The sequence below is a fragment of the Caldicellulosiruptor morganii genome (assembly GCF_026810225.1).
In the GTDB taxonomy this organism is placed as follows: domain Bacteria; phylum Bacillota; class Thermoanaerobacteria; order Caldicellulosiruptorales; family Caldicellulosiruptoraceae; genus Caldicellulosiruptor; species Caldicellulosiruptor morganii.
In genome coordinates this window covers 1613476-1628742 of the sequence record NZ_CP113865.1, presented here as the reverse complement: position 1 = coordinate 1628742, position 15267 = coordinate 1613476, and the positions used below count along the sequence as shown (strand labels likewise).

The window sequence follows — 15267 nt, the reverse complement described above, 5'->3', positions numbered from 1 at the left end:
GGTAATATGAGGATGCATGAGTATTTTGTCACACAGCAGCTGATAAAGATTGCAGAAGATGAGCTAAAAGAGATAAAGCCCAAAAGAGTTTTATCCATAAAAGTCATTGTGGGTGAGCTCAGTGGAATTATCGATGAGTCTTTGAAGTTTTACTTTGATGTTCTAACAAAGGGTACAATCCTGGAAGGGAGCAAACTTGAGATTGAACAAAAAAAGGCTTTGCTTTTTTGCAATGCATGCCATGAATATTTTGAGAGGACAAAAGATTTTCTCTGTCCGAAATGCAAAGCCTTAGGGAAGCTTACACAGTATGGCAAAGAATTTTATATTGAATCTATAGAGGTAGATGATGGAGATGAAAATTAAGGTTATCAAAGATATTTTACAAAAAAATGAATTTTCGGCTGACAGTATCAGAGAGCTTGCAAAAGAAAATAGATGGTTTTTGATAAATGTAATGGGGTCGCCGGGTGCTGGCAAAACTTCATTTATCAGAACAATGATAAATGCATTTAAAGATAAGTTCAACATAGCTGTGATTGAAGGGGATGTTGCTTCTACAATTGATGCTGAGGAGATTTCAAAACTTGGTGTAAAGGTGCTGCAGATAAACACAGGTGGTGCCTGTCATCTGGTTGCAGATAGTATAAATGAGGCTATTTTAAATTTGAATCCCGGGAAGAATACAATCATTTTTATAGAAAATATTGGAAATCTGATATGTCCATCCTCATTTGACTTGGGCGAGAACATGAGAGTTGTTATATCATCTGCTGCTGAAGGTGATGACAAGCCTTATAAATACCCTATAATGTTTGAAAGTAGCGATGTTGTTGTGCTGTCAAAAATTGATGTTGCAGAGGTAATTGGTTTTGACATGGAAAGGTATATAAAAGGACTGAAAGCTATTAAAGGAGATAATTTGAATCTTTTTAAGGTTTCGTTCAAAACATCAGAAGGTTTGAATGAACTTGAGGACTATTTTTCAAAGCTATTCAGCTCATACTTTAATCATAAATAGGGGTCAAGTATAAAAATGAAAAGATACAGATACATCTTCAGAGGGCTTGTACAGGGGGTCGGTTTCCGACCCTTTATTTATAATCTTGCAAAAGATCTGGGGCTTGCTGGTTTTGTCAAAAACATAGGCGAGGGAGTTTTGGCAGAATTTCAGGGTGAGCTTGAAAATACCGAAATTATTGATGAATACATCGCAAGAAGGCTTCCCAAAAACGCTAAAATTGAGATGATTGAAAAGTTCGAGATAAAACCAGATTTTAACGAAAATGATTTTTATATCCTTGAAAGCAGCAAAGGTAAAATCTCGACAGTAGTCCCTTTTGATTTGGGGCTCTGTGAAGAATGTAAAAGGGAGTTTTATGATAAAAATCACAGGCATTTTATGAATCTGTTTATAAGCTGTATAAATTGCGGACCAAGATATACAATGATAGAATCCTTGCCTTATGACAGGGATAAAACCTCAATGAAAGAGTTTGAATTCTGTGATGATTGCAAAAGAGAATATTATATGCCGGATAACAGGAGATTTAATGCACAGTCAACAACATGCCCTGTATGTGGTCCACGCCTTTTTCTGTATTCTTTTAAGAAGAAAAAGCATATAGATGGCAGTAACATGGAGCTTTTGGATAAAGTATGTGAGGAGATAAAAAAGGGGAAGATTGTTGCTATAAAAGGAATTGGTGGATTTCATTTAGTAGTTGACCCTTATAACAAAGAAGCTGTAGAAAGGCTTTTTCAGAATAAGAAAAGAGAAGGCAAGCCCATGGCACTTGTGTGCAGGGATATTGAAACGGTTAAAAAGTACTGCAATGTCAGTAAATATGAAGAAGAAATTTTTAATTCACCCAGATGTCCTATAATCCTCTTTGAGAAAAAGACAGGAGATTTTCTGCATGTAAATGGTGGTCTTCATACACTTGGTGTTATGAGAGCGTATACACCGATTCTGGATTACATTCTGGCAAAGACAGACAAAGAGATGCTGGTTGCAACCTCGGCAAACCTGTCAGGCATTCCAATGATTGTTGATGAGGTTGAGGCGATTGAAAGGCTCTGCGGCATTGCCGACATTGTCCTGTATCACAACAGAAAAATAGTAAGACGCTGTGATGATTCTGTGGGTTTTGTTTTAAATAACAAGTTTGTACTGGTTCGTTCGGGTCGAGGCTTTGCACCAGTTACATTCAAGCTGAGGGGAAAAACTGCAGATAAAAATATCCTTGCTCTGGGCAGTCACGAAAAGACCACAATTGCACTCAAAAAGGAATATGAGGTGATTTTGAGCCAGTATCTTGGTGACCTTGACACAAAAGAATACATTGATTTTTACGAAAGTAGCCTCAAAGACCTGATAGACCTTTACCATTTTGACTTTGACTATATAGCATGTGACTATCACAGGGATTACTTTACTACCTCTCTTGCTAAAAAGATAGCAAAAGATCAAAATAAAGAGATTGTCTTTGTTCAGCATCATCTTGCTCATATTTATTCATGTATGCTTGAAAATGAAATAGATGAGTGTATAGGTTTTGCATTTGATGGTACAGGCTTGGGACTTGATGGAAAAATCTGGGGCTCCGAAGGATTTGTTATTGATGGAGCTGATGCAAAAAGGGTATTTCACTTAAAATACTACCCTCTTGTTGGCGGTAAGAATGCAATTAGGGAGCCTTCTCGAGTGGCATATTATTTTTCAAACCTTATTGATCCGGAGTTTGCTCATACCTTTTTTGGTGAAAACAAAGTTTTGCAGCAAGTTTCAAAAATAGCAAAGACTTTCAACTTTCCTCTTACCTCAAGCATGGGAAGACTTTTTGACATTGTAGGAGTACTTCTTGGCTGTGGGAAGATAAATAGCTTTGAAGCTCAAATCCCTATGATCTTGGAAAGCATAGCTGATAAAAGTGAAAATGGTGTTTATAGTTTTGTTATGAATTTTAACCATGAAATAGAGATAGATATTGTGTATATATTACAACAGATTATACATGATATAAAAATGAATGAGGACAGAGGAATAATTTCTGCCAGATTTCACAACACAGTTGCAAAAATAGTTGTTGAAGTAGCAAAGGTGTTGAGAGAAAATTATAATAAAGACATTGTAGTACTTTCTGGAGGAGTGTTCCAGAACAAGTATTTGCTTTCCAAAACGGTCTCGTTTTTAGAGGAAGAAGGGTTTAAAGTTTTCTTCAATACTGTTTTTCCAATTAACGATGGTGGAATTTCAGCTGGACAGGTATATTATACTCTTCAATTGTTAAAAAACTGTTAAAGGAGTTTTAAAATTATGTGTTTGGGATATCCGGCAAAAGTGATTGAGATTTTTGAAGGCAAAAAGGCTCTGGTTGAGTATTTGGGTGTTAAAAAGACTGTTAATGTTGCGCTTTTGAAAAATGTGGAAATAGGTGACTATATCCTGATACACTCCGGCGTTGCAATAGAAAAAATAGACCAAAAAGAGGCAGAGGAAATAGAAAAACTCTTTGGTGAGGTAAAAGATGCAAACAGCTAATATTATTTCCATGATAAAAGACAACATAGAAAAAATTGGCAGAACGTTGCGAGTGATTGAAGTTTGCGGTACACATACGGTATCAATCTACAAAAATGGATTTCCTGATCTGTTTGAAGGTTACATCGACTTTATTTCAGGGCCAGGCTGTCCTGTTTGTGTTACGCATGAAGGCTACATTGATAGACTTGTAGAACTTTCTTCAGAATGGACAATCTACACATTTGGTGATTTGCTTAAAGTTCCGGGAAGTGTAAAATCGCTTTCACAGGCAAGAGCAAATGGCGGAAAAATAAAGATTATGTACTCACCTGTGGATGCAGTGGAATCCATTGAAACTGGTGAGAAGGTTATTTTTGCAGCGGTTGGATTTGAGACAACAGCACCTGCGTTTGCCTTAAGCCTTGAGAAAGTTATTGAAAAGGGACTCAAAAATGTCAAGTTTGCAAGTGAGCTTAAGACAATTGATGAGCCTCTCAAAAAATTATTTCAGAACCATATACAGGTTGATGGTATAATTTTACCCGGACATGTTGCAACGGTTATTGGAGTTGATGGTTTTAAGTTTGTTGAAGAGTTTAAAGTTGCATCTGTAATTTCGGGGTTTGAAGGTTACGATATTCTTCTTTCTCTTTTGAGTATTACCCGGGACATATTGAATGAAGATTTTACAGTAAAGAATGAGTACAAAAGGGTGGTCAAAAAAGAAGGTAATCTGCTTGCAAAAAGTTATATGGAGAAATACTTTGAAAGGTCTTCAGCCTTCTTTAGAGGTTTGGGGTTGATACCTGGCGGTGGGCTAAAAATAAAAGATGAGTTTGGTGAATATTCAATAAGCCTATCATATGACCATACAGAACAAAAAGATACTTTGTGCAGGTGTGCGGATGTTTTAACAGGGAAAATAAAACCCTTTGAGTGTCCTCTTTTTGGGAGAGCCTGCACGCCCATTTCTCCAAAAGGTGCATGTATGGTATCTCAGGAAGGTTCTTGCAATGCATATTTTAGATATGGGAAGTGAAAAAAATGAAGTTCATACAAAAAGAGCATGGAAATGGAGGAAAACAAACATACGAGCTTATAAATGAACTTTTCAAGCCCATATTTGACTCTGAGATTTTAAAAAGAGGTGATGATTCGTCTATATTTGATTTAGCTTCAAATAAGATTGGTGTGACCACAGACTCATTTGTAGTAAAGCCTTACTTTTTCAGGGGAGGAGATATAGGCAAGCTATCAATTTGTGGGACTGTAAATGATCTGGCTGTCTCCGGTCTTGTTCCAAAATATATTACTGCATCCTTTATAATAGAAGAAGGGTTTCCAATAGAGGACTTGCAGAAAATTGTTAGGTCAATGAAAGAATATGCTGACATTGCCGGCGTTCAGATTATAGCTGGAGACACAAAGGTTGTAGAAAAAGGTTCCTGTGATGGTATTTTTATTAATACAACAGGGTTTGGAGTATGCGAAAGAGAGGAAAAACTTCCTTCAATAGAGAAAATAAAAGGTAAGCAGGTGGTTCTGGTAAGTGGCGATATCGGAAGGCATGGTGCATGTATATATTCACACAGCACCGAGCTTGGCTTTGAGGAAAAGATAGAATCAGATTGCGCACCATTAAATAAAGTGATAAATGAGCTTTTAGAAAATATTGAAGTAAGTTACATGAAGGATTTGACGCGCGGCGGGCTTGCAACAGCTCTAAACGAGATAGCACAAAAGGCAAATGTATCTATATACGTTGAGGAAGACAGGGTGCCGGTGTCAGACCAGGTAAAAGCGCTATGTAGCATATTGGGGCTTGACTGGTACTATCTTGCCTGTGAGGGAAGGTTTATTGCAATTGTAGATGAGAAGGATAAGAATAAGGCTTTGGAGATTTTGAAAAAGTATAATAAAGAGGCATGTGAGATTGGATGGATTGAAAATACAGAAGAAAAAAGGGTGTATCTCAACACAAGTTTTGGTGGAACAAGGATTTTGGATATGCTTTACTATGAGATGCTGCCAAGGATTTGCTAAAGTTTTGAGGCAAAATCTGTGACAGGGATGAGGGTGGAAATTATGTGTATGACAGTGCCTTTGAGCTTTGTAAACAGAAAGACAAATATATTTGTTGGGACAGCGGGAAGTGGAAAGAGCGAGATTGCATTGAATGTTTCTTTGGAGCTTGGTGAATTTTTTAATGTGAATTTAATTGATGCTGATGTCATAAATTTGTATTATAACCTGCGAAGTGTGAAGGAGTTTATAGAGAAAAAAAATATAAACTTTATCTCAACCCACTTTGAGGGCAAGAGCATTGATTTACCAATTTTGTCCGGTAAGGTATATGAAGCTTTAAACGGGCAAAATGCAGTAAATATAGTGGATGTTGGGGGAGATGAAATAGGCAGTGCAGTTATAGGGCAGTTCAGAGAACTGTTTTTTAAAAAAGGCTACAATCTGTTTTACGTTGCTAACATATATAGACCTTTTAATTCAACCAAGGAAGAGATTTTAGAAAATATGAGTGAGATTGAGAACATTCTGGGCATGAACATTACTGCAATTATAAATAATTCCCATCTGCTTTCTGAAACAAAGCCGGAGGATATTTTAAAGAGTCTTAAAATTGTGCAGGATGTAGCAAGTGCAAAAGATATTCCGTACGTCCTCACTGTTGTAGAAGAAAAGCTATTTGAGCAGGATCTTCTGGAAGAGATAAAAAAATATTCTCTTGTTTATGCCATAAAAAGGTATATAATAAGATAAGAAATGCTTTTTTGGGGGTCTGAATGGTGAAACTTAAGATCGAGTATGATAAGTGCAAAAGCTGTGGACTTTGTGTGGAGGTTTGTCCCAAGAAGATCCTGTATATTGATAGGTCAAGAATTAATAAAAAAGGTTATAACCCTGTTGAAGTAAAAGACGCAGAGGCATGCATTGGTTGTGGAAGCTGTTACAAAGTTTGCCCGGATATTGTATTTGAGGTAGGTGAATGAGTTTTGAAAGTCTTGATGAAGGGGAATGAAGCCATTGCTGAGGCAGCGCTGAGAGCTGGCTGTGAGTGCTTTTTTGGATACCCCATCACTCCCCAGACAGAGCTTTTGCAGTATATGGCAAAAAAGCTTCTAAAAAGCGGTGGAGTTTTCATTCAGGCAGAGAGCGAAGTTGGGGCAATTAACATGGCATATGGAGCATCAAGCTGTGGCAAAAGAGTTATGACCTCATCTTCGGGTCCGGGTATCAGTCTTAAACAGGAAGGCATATCATATCTGGCAGGGGCTGAGCTTCCCTGTGTTATTGTAAATATAATGAGAGGTGGACCCGGGCTTGGCAATATCAATGCTGCCCAGTCGGATTATTTTCAGGCAACAAAAGGTGGAGGACATGGAGATTACAAGGTGATTGTGCTTGCACCATCTTCTGTCCAGGAGGCTGTTGACCTTACTATGAAAGCATTTGACCTTGCAGACAGGTACAGAAACCCTGTTATGATTTTAGGTGATGGGATGCTTGGACAGATGATGGAGGTTGTTGAGTTTGATGAAAACTATGAAAAGCCCTGCGTTGAAAAACCATGGGCGGTTACAGGCGAGAGAAATAGACCAAAAAGGGTTACAAATTCTCTTTATATAGTTCCGGAAGAGCTTGAGAAGCATAACTTTAAGCTAAAGGAGAAGTATAAAAAGATTGAAGAAAATGAGGTTATGGTTGAGGAATACATGACAGAAGATGCTGAAGTTTTGTTTGTTTCATTTGGCATGTGTGCAAGAATAGTAAAAAGTAGTGTAAATAAGCTGAGGCAGTCTGGTGAAAAGGTGGGACTTATAAGACCAATCACATTGTATCCTTTCCCGAAAGAAGTTTTAGGAAAATATGCAGATTCTCCTGCTGTCAAATTCTTTATAGACGTAGAGATGAATTTAGGACAGATGCTTGAGGATGTAAAACTATCAGTTGCCGGCAACAAAGAAGTTTATTTTTATGGTAGAACAGGTGGTATGGTTCCAACAGTAGATGAAATAATGGAGTTTTACTTCTCATGCAAGAAGCAAAAAGTGTAGAGATTTGGATTGAGAGGAAGATGGGGCATGAAATATAAAAGGCCAGAGTGTTTGACAAAAGAGAGCATGCATTATTGTCCCGGTTGCGGGCATGGAATTATTCACAGACTGATTGCAGAGGTTATTGATGAGGAATATAAAGAGCATAAAATAATTGGTGTGGCACCGGTTGGGTGTGCTGTTTTTATTTATGACTATTTTAACTTTGACTTTGTTGCGGCAGCTCATGGAAGAGCAACCGCGGCTGCAACGGGTGTAAAAAGATGTATTCCTGATGCGCTTGTTTTTTCGTATCAGGGGGATGGAGACATAGCGGCGATTGGTACATCAGAGGTTGTACACGCAGCAGCACGGGGTGAGAATTTCACAGCCATATTTGTCAACAATGGTGTATATGCAATGACAGGCGGGCAGATGGCTCCAACCACAATTCCCGGTCAGATAACTGTATCATCTCCGTATGGTCGTGACCCGAAAGTACAGGGCTATCACATTAAGCTATGTGAGATGCTTATACCCTTGGATGGGGTTGCATTTGTTGCAAGGACTTCTGTTCATAATATTAAAAACATTGAATTTACCAAGAAGGCAATAAAAAGGGCGTTTGAGGTACAGATGAACAGGGAAGGATTTTCGATTATAGAGGTACTTTCAAACTGTCCAACCAACTGGGGAATGACACCTGCTCAGAGTATGAAAAGAATAGAAAATGAGGTTTTGAAGTATTATAATTTGGGAATTTTTAAGGACAAAGGTAGGGGAATTTGAAGATGACAGAGGAGATTTTGATTGCTGGTTTTGGTGGACAGGGTGTGCTGTTTTTGGGACAAATCTTTGCACACATGGGTATGAAAAAAGGTTTTAATGTGTCATGGCTTCCATCTTATGGACCCGAGATGAGAGGTGGCACTGCAAATTGCAGTGTGATAATTTCAAGTGATATGATAGGTTCACCTGTTGTGTTCAATCCAGACACATTGTTTGTTTTAAACAAACCCTCACTTGAAAAGTTTGAAGCTTCGGTTAAAAAAGATGGAATGATGCTTATAAATAGTTCTCTTGTTGATATCGAGGCAAAAAGAGAAGATTTAAACATTTACTACATACCTGCAACTGATATTGCTTCAAGAATAGGAAGTGTGAAGGTTGCAAATATTGTAATGCTTGGGGCATATTTGAGACTGAAAAGTACATTTTCTTTTTCTGAGGTAAAAGATATATTGAGAGAATTTTCGAAAACCGAAGAGATTTATAGTTTAAATTGTAAAGCATTGGAAGAAGGGTTTGAATGCACTTTGAGACGGGGGTAATTATGAGGTGAAAAGATATATTTTAACAGGGATTGTAGCAGTGCTTTTAATTTTGTCAGCAGTTTTAGGGTATATGCTATACAACAATGTAAAAAAAGTTCTTGAAACAGATAGAATTTACAAAGGTGTTTATATCGAAAATGTTCATGTGGGTGGGCTGACAAAGAAAGAAGCCTATGAACTTTTAGAAAGTACTTTTCTTGAGCCTCTTAAAAACAAGAAGATTGAGGTTAAAGTGGGCGATAAGAGTTACCAGCTGAATTATTCTTCTCTTAACATTCAAATGAATATAGTCCAGGCGATTGAGCAAGCTTATTCCATAGGAAGAAAAGGGGATATTTTTGCCAGATTTAGAGAGATCAAAAGAACTTATGAGCACCCGGTTGTAATAAGGCTCAGATTTGAATATGATGAAGGAAAGCTGAAAGAGTTTGTTGATGATCTATTTGACAGGTATTATCAGTCTCCGGTGAATGCAACTATTAAAAAAGCAGGAGATAGGTTTGTTATCACACCCGAAAAGATAGGAAGGAAACTTGATTACAGTGGTCTTTTGAACAAACTAAAAGAGATGGTTAAGAATCAACAAGAGGGAGAAATTGAAGCAAAGTTTATTCAGATTACACCGAGGATAACAAAGAGTATGCTCTCGAAAATTAAAGAGATAATTGGTTCGTTTACAACAAGATTTGATGCTTCTAACAGGCCAAGAAGTGAGAATATCAGGGTTGCGGCTAAAAAGATAAATGGGAATTTAGTAATGCCAGGTGAAGTATTTTCTTTATCTAAGGCGATTGGGCCTGTTACGGTTGAAAATGGTTTTAAGATTGCGAAAGTGATTGTAAACAATGAATTTGTCGATGGTGTTGGTGGTGGACTCTGCCAGATAGCAACAACACTATATAATGCAGTACTATTAGCTCAGCTTAAGGTGGTTGAAAGAGTTCCACATTCAGCATTGATTTCCTACGTACCACCAGGGCGTGATGCAACAATTGCTTCAGGTTCGATTGATTTCAAATTTAAAAATACAACCTCTGCGCCTGTCTATATTGAAAGCTATGCTTCTCAAAATACTGTCACTGTCAATCTCTATGGAGAAAATTCTCATAAGAATGAAGTGGTTAAATTTGAATCAGAGATTTTAGAAAGAGTACCTTACAAAAAAATATACAAAAACGATCCTAATTTACCAAAAGGTGTACAAAAGCTTTCAAACAAGCCACAGGATGGTTTGAAGGTGAAAACTTATATGCTGGTTTATGAAAATGGCAGGTTGAAAGAAAAAAAACTGCTGTCCATTGATTATTACAAACCAGTAAATGCTATAATACTGGTAGGTACAAAAGAAAATACCACTGTAACTTCTTCTGTCTACAACTAAAAGGGGGACTTTTTTATGGATATCTATGAAAAGCAGTTGACGTGTCCTGTTTGCGGGGCTACAGTTAGAGCACCATTTGTTAAAAGCTCGGCAATTTACGTGGAAAAGAGGGACACAGACCTTTGCGTTTACTACAAAGGTGTAAATCCACTGTTGTATGATGTGATTGTCTGCGGGGAATGTGGATATGCAGCTTTAAACAAAAATTTTGGGAAGTTCACTAAATGGGATATAGAGTCATTGAGAGAAAAGGTGCAGAAGAAGTGGGTAAAAAGGGAAATTCCTTTTGAAAGAACTGTTGATGATGCAATAGTTTTGTATAAGCTTGCGCTGATTACTGCAACGTCAAAGAAAAAAGTGAATAAATATGAAGTTGCAGGAATTTTATTGAGAATATCCTGGCTCTATCGGCTTAATCAAGATAGAGAAAAAGAGCTTGAATTTCAGAAAATGTCGCTTCAGGCGTATAAAGATGCATTTGAAAATGACGAAGGTACTCAGGATGAGATTGACCTGGCAACTGTAATGTATTTAATTGGCGAACTTTCAAGACGTACAGGAGACCTGCAGGAAGCCAAAAAATGGTTTTCAAGACTTATAACCAGCAAAGAAGCAAGGAGTAATCCTCATATACTTGAGCTTGCGAGAGAACAAATTCAGGCTATTAAAGATTTGGAATAAAATATAATGAAACTTGACAGAAGATTGTGATATAATATTGCCATAAAAATTTAAAATTCAGGAGGCAAAAATGCCAGAAAATGATATTTTACAAGTTATAGTTGCAAATTTTGAAAAGATTAATGAACGATTTGATACTATTGAGAAAAGATTAGATAATATGGAAAAGAGATTTGATAAGCTTGAGCAAAGGCTTGACAGGCTTGAGCAAAGGCTTGACAGGCTTGAGCAAAGGCTTGACATGGTTGAACAAAGGCTTGACATGGTTGAGCAAAGGCTTGACATGGTTGAACAAAGGCTTGATAAGGTTGAGCAAAGACTTGACATGGTTGAACAAAGGCTTGATATTGTTGAGATGAGGCTTGATAAGGTTGAGCAGAGGCTTGACAGGCTTGAAGAAAGGGTTGCAAGATTAGAAGAGGATATTCAGGTTATCAAACAGGACATTGAAATATTAAAAGAAAATGACAAAGAGCTCACAAGAAGAATGAATGCTGTATACGACCAGGTTGCATTCTTGACCGAGTTTAGAACAGAGATGATTATGTTCAGAGATGAGGTATATAAAAGATTTGACAGTTTAGAGCAGCAGACAGGAAGATTAAAAGAAGGGTTTGAATATTTGCGTGATGTGACAGTTGAGCATGAAATTGATATCAGATTTTTAAAGAAGGTTGTAAGAGCTTCATAGTTTACATAAAAATTGAATGGAAATCTCAGGAGCTAAAAAGAGGGGGAGCAATTCCCCTCTTTTGTTTTATTGTTACCAATAGTTTTCTATGTTCATGTATTTAAGAGAGTGGGTAAAAATAAAGTATAGTATATTAATAATATCATCTGAATTTAAGTGGCAAAATAACTTGAATTAAAGTAATGTGAAGGATAATTTATAATGTTTAAAATGGTTATAACGATAATAAAAGCTAATTTGCTTAAATTTAGATATCTAATTATCATAACATCCTTTTTATTTTTTTTAATGTTGCTCCTTTTGTTTTATGATTATGAAGTTAAAAAACGTATTTTACAGGAAAATAACGCCATTAAGAAAAAAAATGATTGAACAAAACATCTTGGAATCGCTAAGTTATGCTGATGTTTCTTATAAAATACTTGAAGAATATTTAAATCAAGAGATGAAAAGTTATTCACAAATCCTGGTTGAACAATACAAAAAGAATCCAGACATTTATAGCTGGGATTTGGGAAAATTTAAAAGACAATTTAAAAATTATGATATTTATATAATAGACCAGAACTTGAAGATTGTTCGTGCTACTTTTGAAAAAGATCTTGGTCTTGATTTTAGCAAGTTTCCTAATTTTGCAAAATTACTCAGAAAGCGCATGTCAGGAAATACATTCTATGCTGATAGGATTGATATATCCATGAATAGTTTCAGGCTGAAAAAATACAGTTATATGCCCACTCCTGATCATAAGTATCTTTTAGAACTGAGCATTGATATAATAGAGTCTAATCCTGTAATGAAAGATATGAATGTTTTTTCACGAGCCAATTACTTAACCAGGAATTATGATTTATTAAAACAAATTACATTTTATAAGTTCAACGAGACAGGAAGTGAAGTAAGAATAATTACTCAAAGAGGGATAAGTTATGTAGATACAAAAATTCAAAAAAATATAAAAGAAACTGTTAAAAAAATAATTTTGACAAAAAGACCTGTTGAAATTAATGATTATTCATCAAATGGGAAGTATACGTATAAATATATACCTTATTTAAATTACACCAGAGATAATCGATTGGATTGGTGGAATTCTTATGTAGTGGAGCTAACATACGATAACAGTTTTTTGTACTCGAAGTTAGCAAGAGAAAAGCGTATTTTTGCTGTGGAGATAACAATAACTATTTTATTATTCATAATGTTTTTGATGGCTTTTAGAAATTTGCTTAACCAGACTGAGAAAACAGCCTCTTATGATCCACTTACTGCTCTTCCAAACAGAAGTTTTTTTGCAGAGTATTTTAAAAACATCATTTATAAAAGGCAAAGCGATAAAATGGCTATTTTGTTTATTGATATCAATGATTTTAAAATGATCAACGATACCTATGGTCATGATACAGGCGATTTTGTTCTTAAAAAGGTGGCTGAAATCTTAAAAAGAATTCTGAGAAAGGATGACCTGGTGATTAGATACGGCGGTGATGAATTCTTGGTGCTTCTTAGAGGAATCAATTCTCTCAAGGATGTAGAATTGGTTGTACAAAAAATCAATCAAGAGATTAATAAACCATTTAATATTCATGATAAAACAATAGAAATTAGTGCAAGTATAGGGATTAGTATGTATCCGGATAACGGTTCTACTTTAGAAGAACTAATAACCAAAGCAGATGAATCAATGTATAAAGAAAAAACAAAACAAAAAAAAGCCTGAACAGCTATAATTTACAAATATATACTGGATTGAAATGCGATCTAAAATCAAGAGATAAAATTGACTTGTATATATACAAGTTTTTATAAAAAGCACAGGAAGCGAACTTGATTATTTTAAATTGTGTTTGTATAATTTAGTAAAAATATTCTAAGTTAGACTGAATAAAAATTACATAGTTGAGGTTTTTGAAAGAATAGTACAGAAACCAGGAGAGGGTGGGAAATTATGAAAAAAGCAAAGGTCATCTACGATAAGGAGTTTGTGATTGGGAAAGTAGACAAGAGAATCTACGGTTCATTTTTGGAGCACATGGGAAGAGCAATATACACAGGAATCTATGAGCCAGACCATCCACAGGCTGATGAGATGGGTTTTAGAAAGGATGTTTTAAAACTTGTTCGTGATTTGAATGTGCCCATTGTAAGATATCCTGGTGGGAATTTTGTGTCGGGCTATAATTGGGAAGACGGAGTTGGTCCAAAAGAAAAAAGACCGAGAAGACTTGAACTTGCATGGAGAGCAATAGAAACAAATGAGGTTGGAGTAAATGAGTTTGTTGAGTGGGCAAAAAGAGCAAACACATCTGTCATGATGACAGTAAACCTTGGCACACGTGGAATTGATGCGGCAAGAAACTTGGTTGAGTATTGCAACTTCCCTGGTGGCACATATTACAGTGATTTGAGACGTCAGCACGGATATGAACAGCCGCACAATATAAAGGTGTGGTGCCTTGGCAATGAGATGGACGGGGACTGGCAGATAGGTCACAAAACTGCATATGAATATGGAAGACTTGCAAGAGAAGCATCAAAGGTTATGAAGTGGGTAGACCCAACTATTGAGCTTGTTGCAGCGGGAAGCTCGGGTCCCAGAATGCCAACATTTCCTGAGTGGGAGGCAACGGTTTTAGACCATACGTATGACCTTGTAGATTATGTTTCTCTGCATGTGTACTATGGAAATCCTGAAAGGGACACAATGAATTTTGTTGCAAAATCGCTTGAAATGGAAGAGTTTATAAAGACAGTAATTTCCACGATTGATTATGTAAAGGCTAAAAAGAGAAGTAAAAAGGTTGTCAATATCTCGTTTGACGAATGGAATGTATGGTATCATGCACATCTTGAGGGGAAAGACGAAAAGGCACAGCCCTGGAGCTTTGCAAGACCTATTGCTGAAGAAGACTATGTATTTGAAGATGCAATACTGGTTGGTTGTATGCTGATTGCACTTTTAAAGCATTGTGATAGAGTAAAAATGGCGTGCATGGCACAGCTTGTTAATGTCATTGCACCAATTACAACTGTGAAAGGTGGAATTGCATACAGACAGGTAATCTACTATCCGTACATGCATGCAGCAAACTTTGGACATGGAGTTGCACTTTTGCCAAAGGTAAACTCACCAAAATACGACTCAAAAGAGTTTACAGATGTTCCATACATTGAAACTGTTGCAACATACAACGAGGAAAAAGAAGAAATAACAGTCTTTGCAGTTAACAGGGATCTGGAAGATAGCTTTGAAATTGAATTTAAACTTGACGGATTTGAAGGCTATAAAGTTATTGAGCATATTGTTTATGAGAGTGATGATATTTACAAAGGCAACACTCAAGATAATCCTGACAATGTTGTACCTCATAAAGGTGGAAATTCAAAAGTAGAAGGGAATACTCTTACTTCAATACTTCCGAAATTTTCGTGGAATGTAATAAGGCTAAAAAAAGAGAGATGCTAACGAAACTTTAAGCAGGACAGCTTCATGGTAAAATAAGGGAGCTGTCTTGCTTCTTTTATAAAATTTAACTGAAATTTTGAAGATTTTAGAAACCAAGGTGTTACATTGATAGATAAAATAATGGTATGACACTACAATG

General features: G+C 36.4%; 16 protein-coding genes. All 16 read left to right on the top strand.

All coding sequences use genetic code 11. The annotated features are described in order from the left end of the window. Positions 1 to 12: 12 nt before the first annotated feature. Positions 13 to 366, top strand: coding sequence for a hydrogenase maturation nickel metallochaperone HypA (gene hypA / locus OTK00_RS08120; RefSeq protein ID WP_045169806.1), 354 nt, complete (start codon positions 13 to 15; stop codon positions 364 to 366). Beyond that, entirely contained in the window at positions 356 to 1021 is a 666-nt protein-coding gene (gene hypB / locus OTK00_RS08115; protein ID WP_045170207.1) for a hydrogenase nickel incorporation protein HypB, read from the top strand. The genes hypA and hypB overlap by 11 nt, the downstream gene beginning before the upstream one ends. 15 nt (positions 1022 to 1036) lie before the next feature. Next, the gene (gene hypF / locus OTK00_RS08110; RefSeq protein WP_045169805.1) at positions 1037 to 3304 is read left to right on the top strand and encodes a carbamoyltransferase HypF; all 2268 of its coding nucleotides are present in this window, start codon (positions 1037 to 1039) and stop codon (positions 3302 to 3304) included. A 15-nt stretch (positions 3305 to 3319) separates the two neighbouring features. Further along, complete coding sequence (locus OTK00_RS08105) at positions 3320 to 3544, top strand: HypC/HybG/HupF family hydrogenase formation chaperone (RefSeq protein WP_045169804.1); 225 nt, start codon at positions 3320 to 3322, stop codon at positions 3542 to 3544. After that, positions 3531 to 4565: a hydrogenase formation protein HypD gene (gene hypD / locus OTK00_RS08100; RefSeq protein ID WP_045169803.1), complete on the top strand. Its 1035-nt coding sequence runs from the start codon at positions 3531 to 3533 to the stop codon at positions 4563 to 4565. Before OTK00_RS08105 ends, hypD begins: the two co-directional genes overlap by 14 nt. Before the next feature lie 5 nt (positions 4566 to 4570). Next, positions 4571 to 5569: a hydrogenase expression/formation protein HypE gene (hypE, locus tag OTK00_RS08095; RefSeq protein ID WP_045169802.1), complete on the top strand. Its 999-nt coding sequence runs from the start codon at positions 4571 to 4573 to the stop codon at positions 5567 to 5569. Between the two features lie 42 nt (positions 5570 to 5611). Next, positions 5612 to 6301 carry a hypothetical protein gene (locus OTK00_RS08090; RefSeq protein ID WP_045169801.1) on the top strand — a complete coding sequence of 230 codons (690 nt, stop codon included), beginning with the start codon at positions 5612 to 5614 and terminating at the stop codon, positions 6299 to 6301. Between the two features lie 26 nt (positions 6302 to 6327). Further along, positions 6328 to 6531, top strand: coding sequence for a 4Fe-4S dicluster domain-containing protein (locus tag OTK00_RS08085; RefSeq protein WP_045170206.1), 204 nt, complete (start codon positions 6328 to 6330; stop codon positions 6529 to 6531). 3 nt (positions 6532 to 6534) lie between these two features. Beyond that, entirely contained in the window at positions 6535 to 7596 is a 1062-nt protein-coding gene (locus OTK00_RS08080) for a 3-methyl-2-oxobutanoate dehydrogenase subunit VorB (RefSeq protein WP_241765505.1), read from the top strand. A 27-nt stretch (positions 7597 to 7623) separates the two neighbouring features. Then, complete coding sequence (locus tag OTK00_RS08075) at positions 7624 to 8364, top strand: thiamine pyrophosphate-dependent enzyme (RefSeq protein ID WP_045169800.1); 741 nt, start codon at positions 7624 to 7626, stop codon at positions 8362 to 8364. Positions 8365 to 8366: 2 nt separating this feature from the next. After that, positions 8367 to 8906, top strand: a complete 540-nt coding sequence (locus OTK00_RS08070) for a 2-oxoacid:acceptor oxidoreductase family protein (RefSeq protein WP_045169799.1) — start codon at positions 8367 to 8369, stop codon at positions 8904 to 8906. A 7-nt stretch (positions 8907 to 8913) separates the two neighbouring features. Next, complete coding sequence (locus OTK00_RS08065) at positions 8914 to 10290, top strand: VanW family protein (RefSeq protein WP_045169798.1); 1377 nt, start codon at positions 8914 to 8916, stop codon at positions 10288 to 10290. Between the two features lie 15 nt (positions 10291 to 10305). Further along, positions 10306 to 10971, top strand: a complete 666-nt coding sequence (locus OTK00_RS08060) for a DUF2225 domain-containing protein (RefSeq protein WP_045169797.1) — start codon at positions 10306 to 10308, stop codon at positions 10969 to 10971. 70 nt (positions 10972 to 11041) lie between these two features. Continuing rightward, the gene (locus tag OTK00_RS08055; protein ID WP_045169796.1) at positions 11042 to 11662 is read left to right on the top strand and encodes a tropomyosin; all 621 of its coding nucleotides are present in this window, start codon (positions 11042 to 11044) and stop codon (positions 11660 to 11662) included. Positions 11663 to 11969: 307 nt separating this feature from the next. Then, positions 11970 to 13382 (top strand): GGDEF domain-containing protein, encoded by a 1413-nt coding sequence (locus OTK00_RS08050; RefSeq protein ID WP_082054640.1) that lies wholly within the window; start codon positions 11970 to 11972, stop codon positions 13380 to 13382. A gap of 228 nt (positions 13383 to 13610) precedes the next feature. Further along, positions 13611 to 15128, top strand: coding sequence for an arabinosylfuranosidase ArfA (gene arfA / locus OTK00_RS08045; RefSeq protein ID WP_045169795.1), 1518 nt, complete (start codon positions 13611 to 13613; stop codon positions 15126 to 15128). Positions 15129 to 15267: the final 139 nt, after the last annotated feature.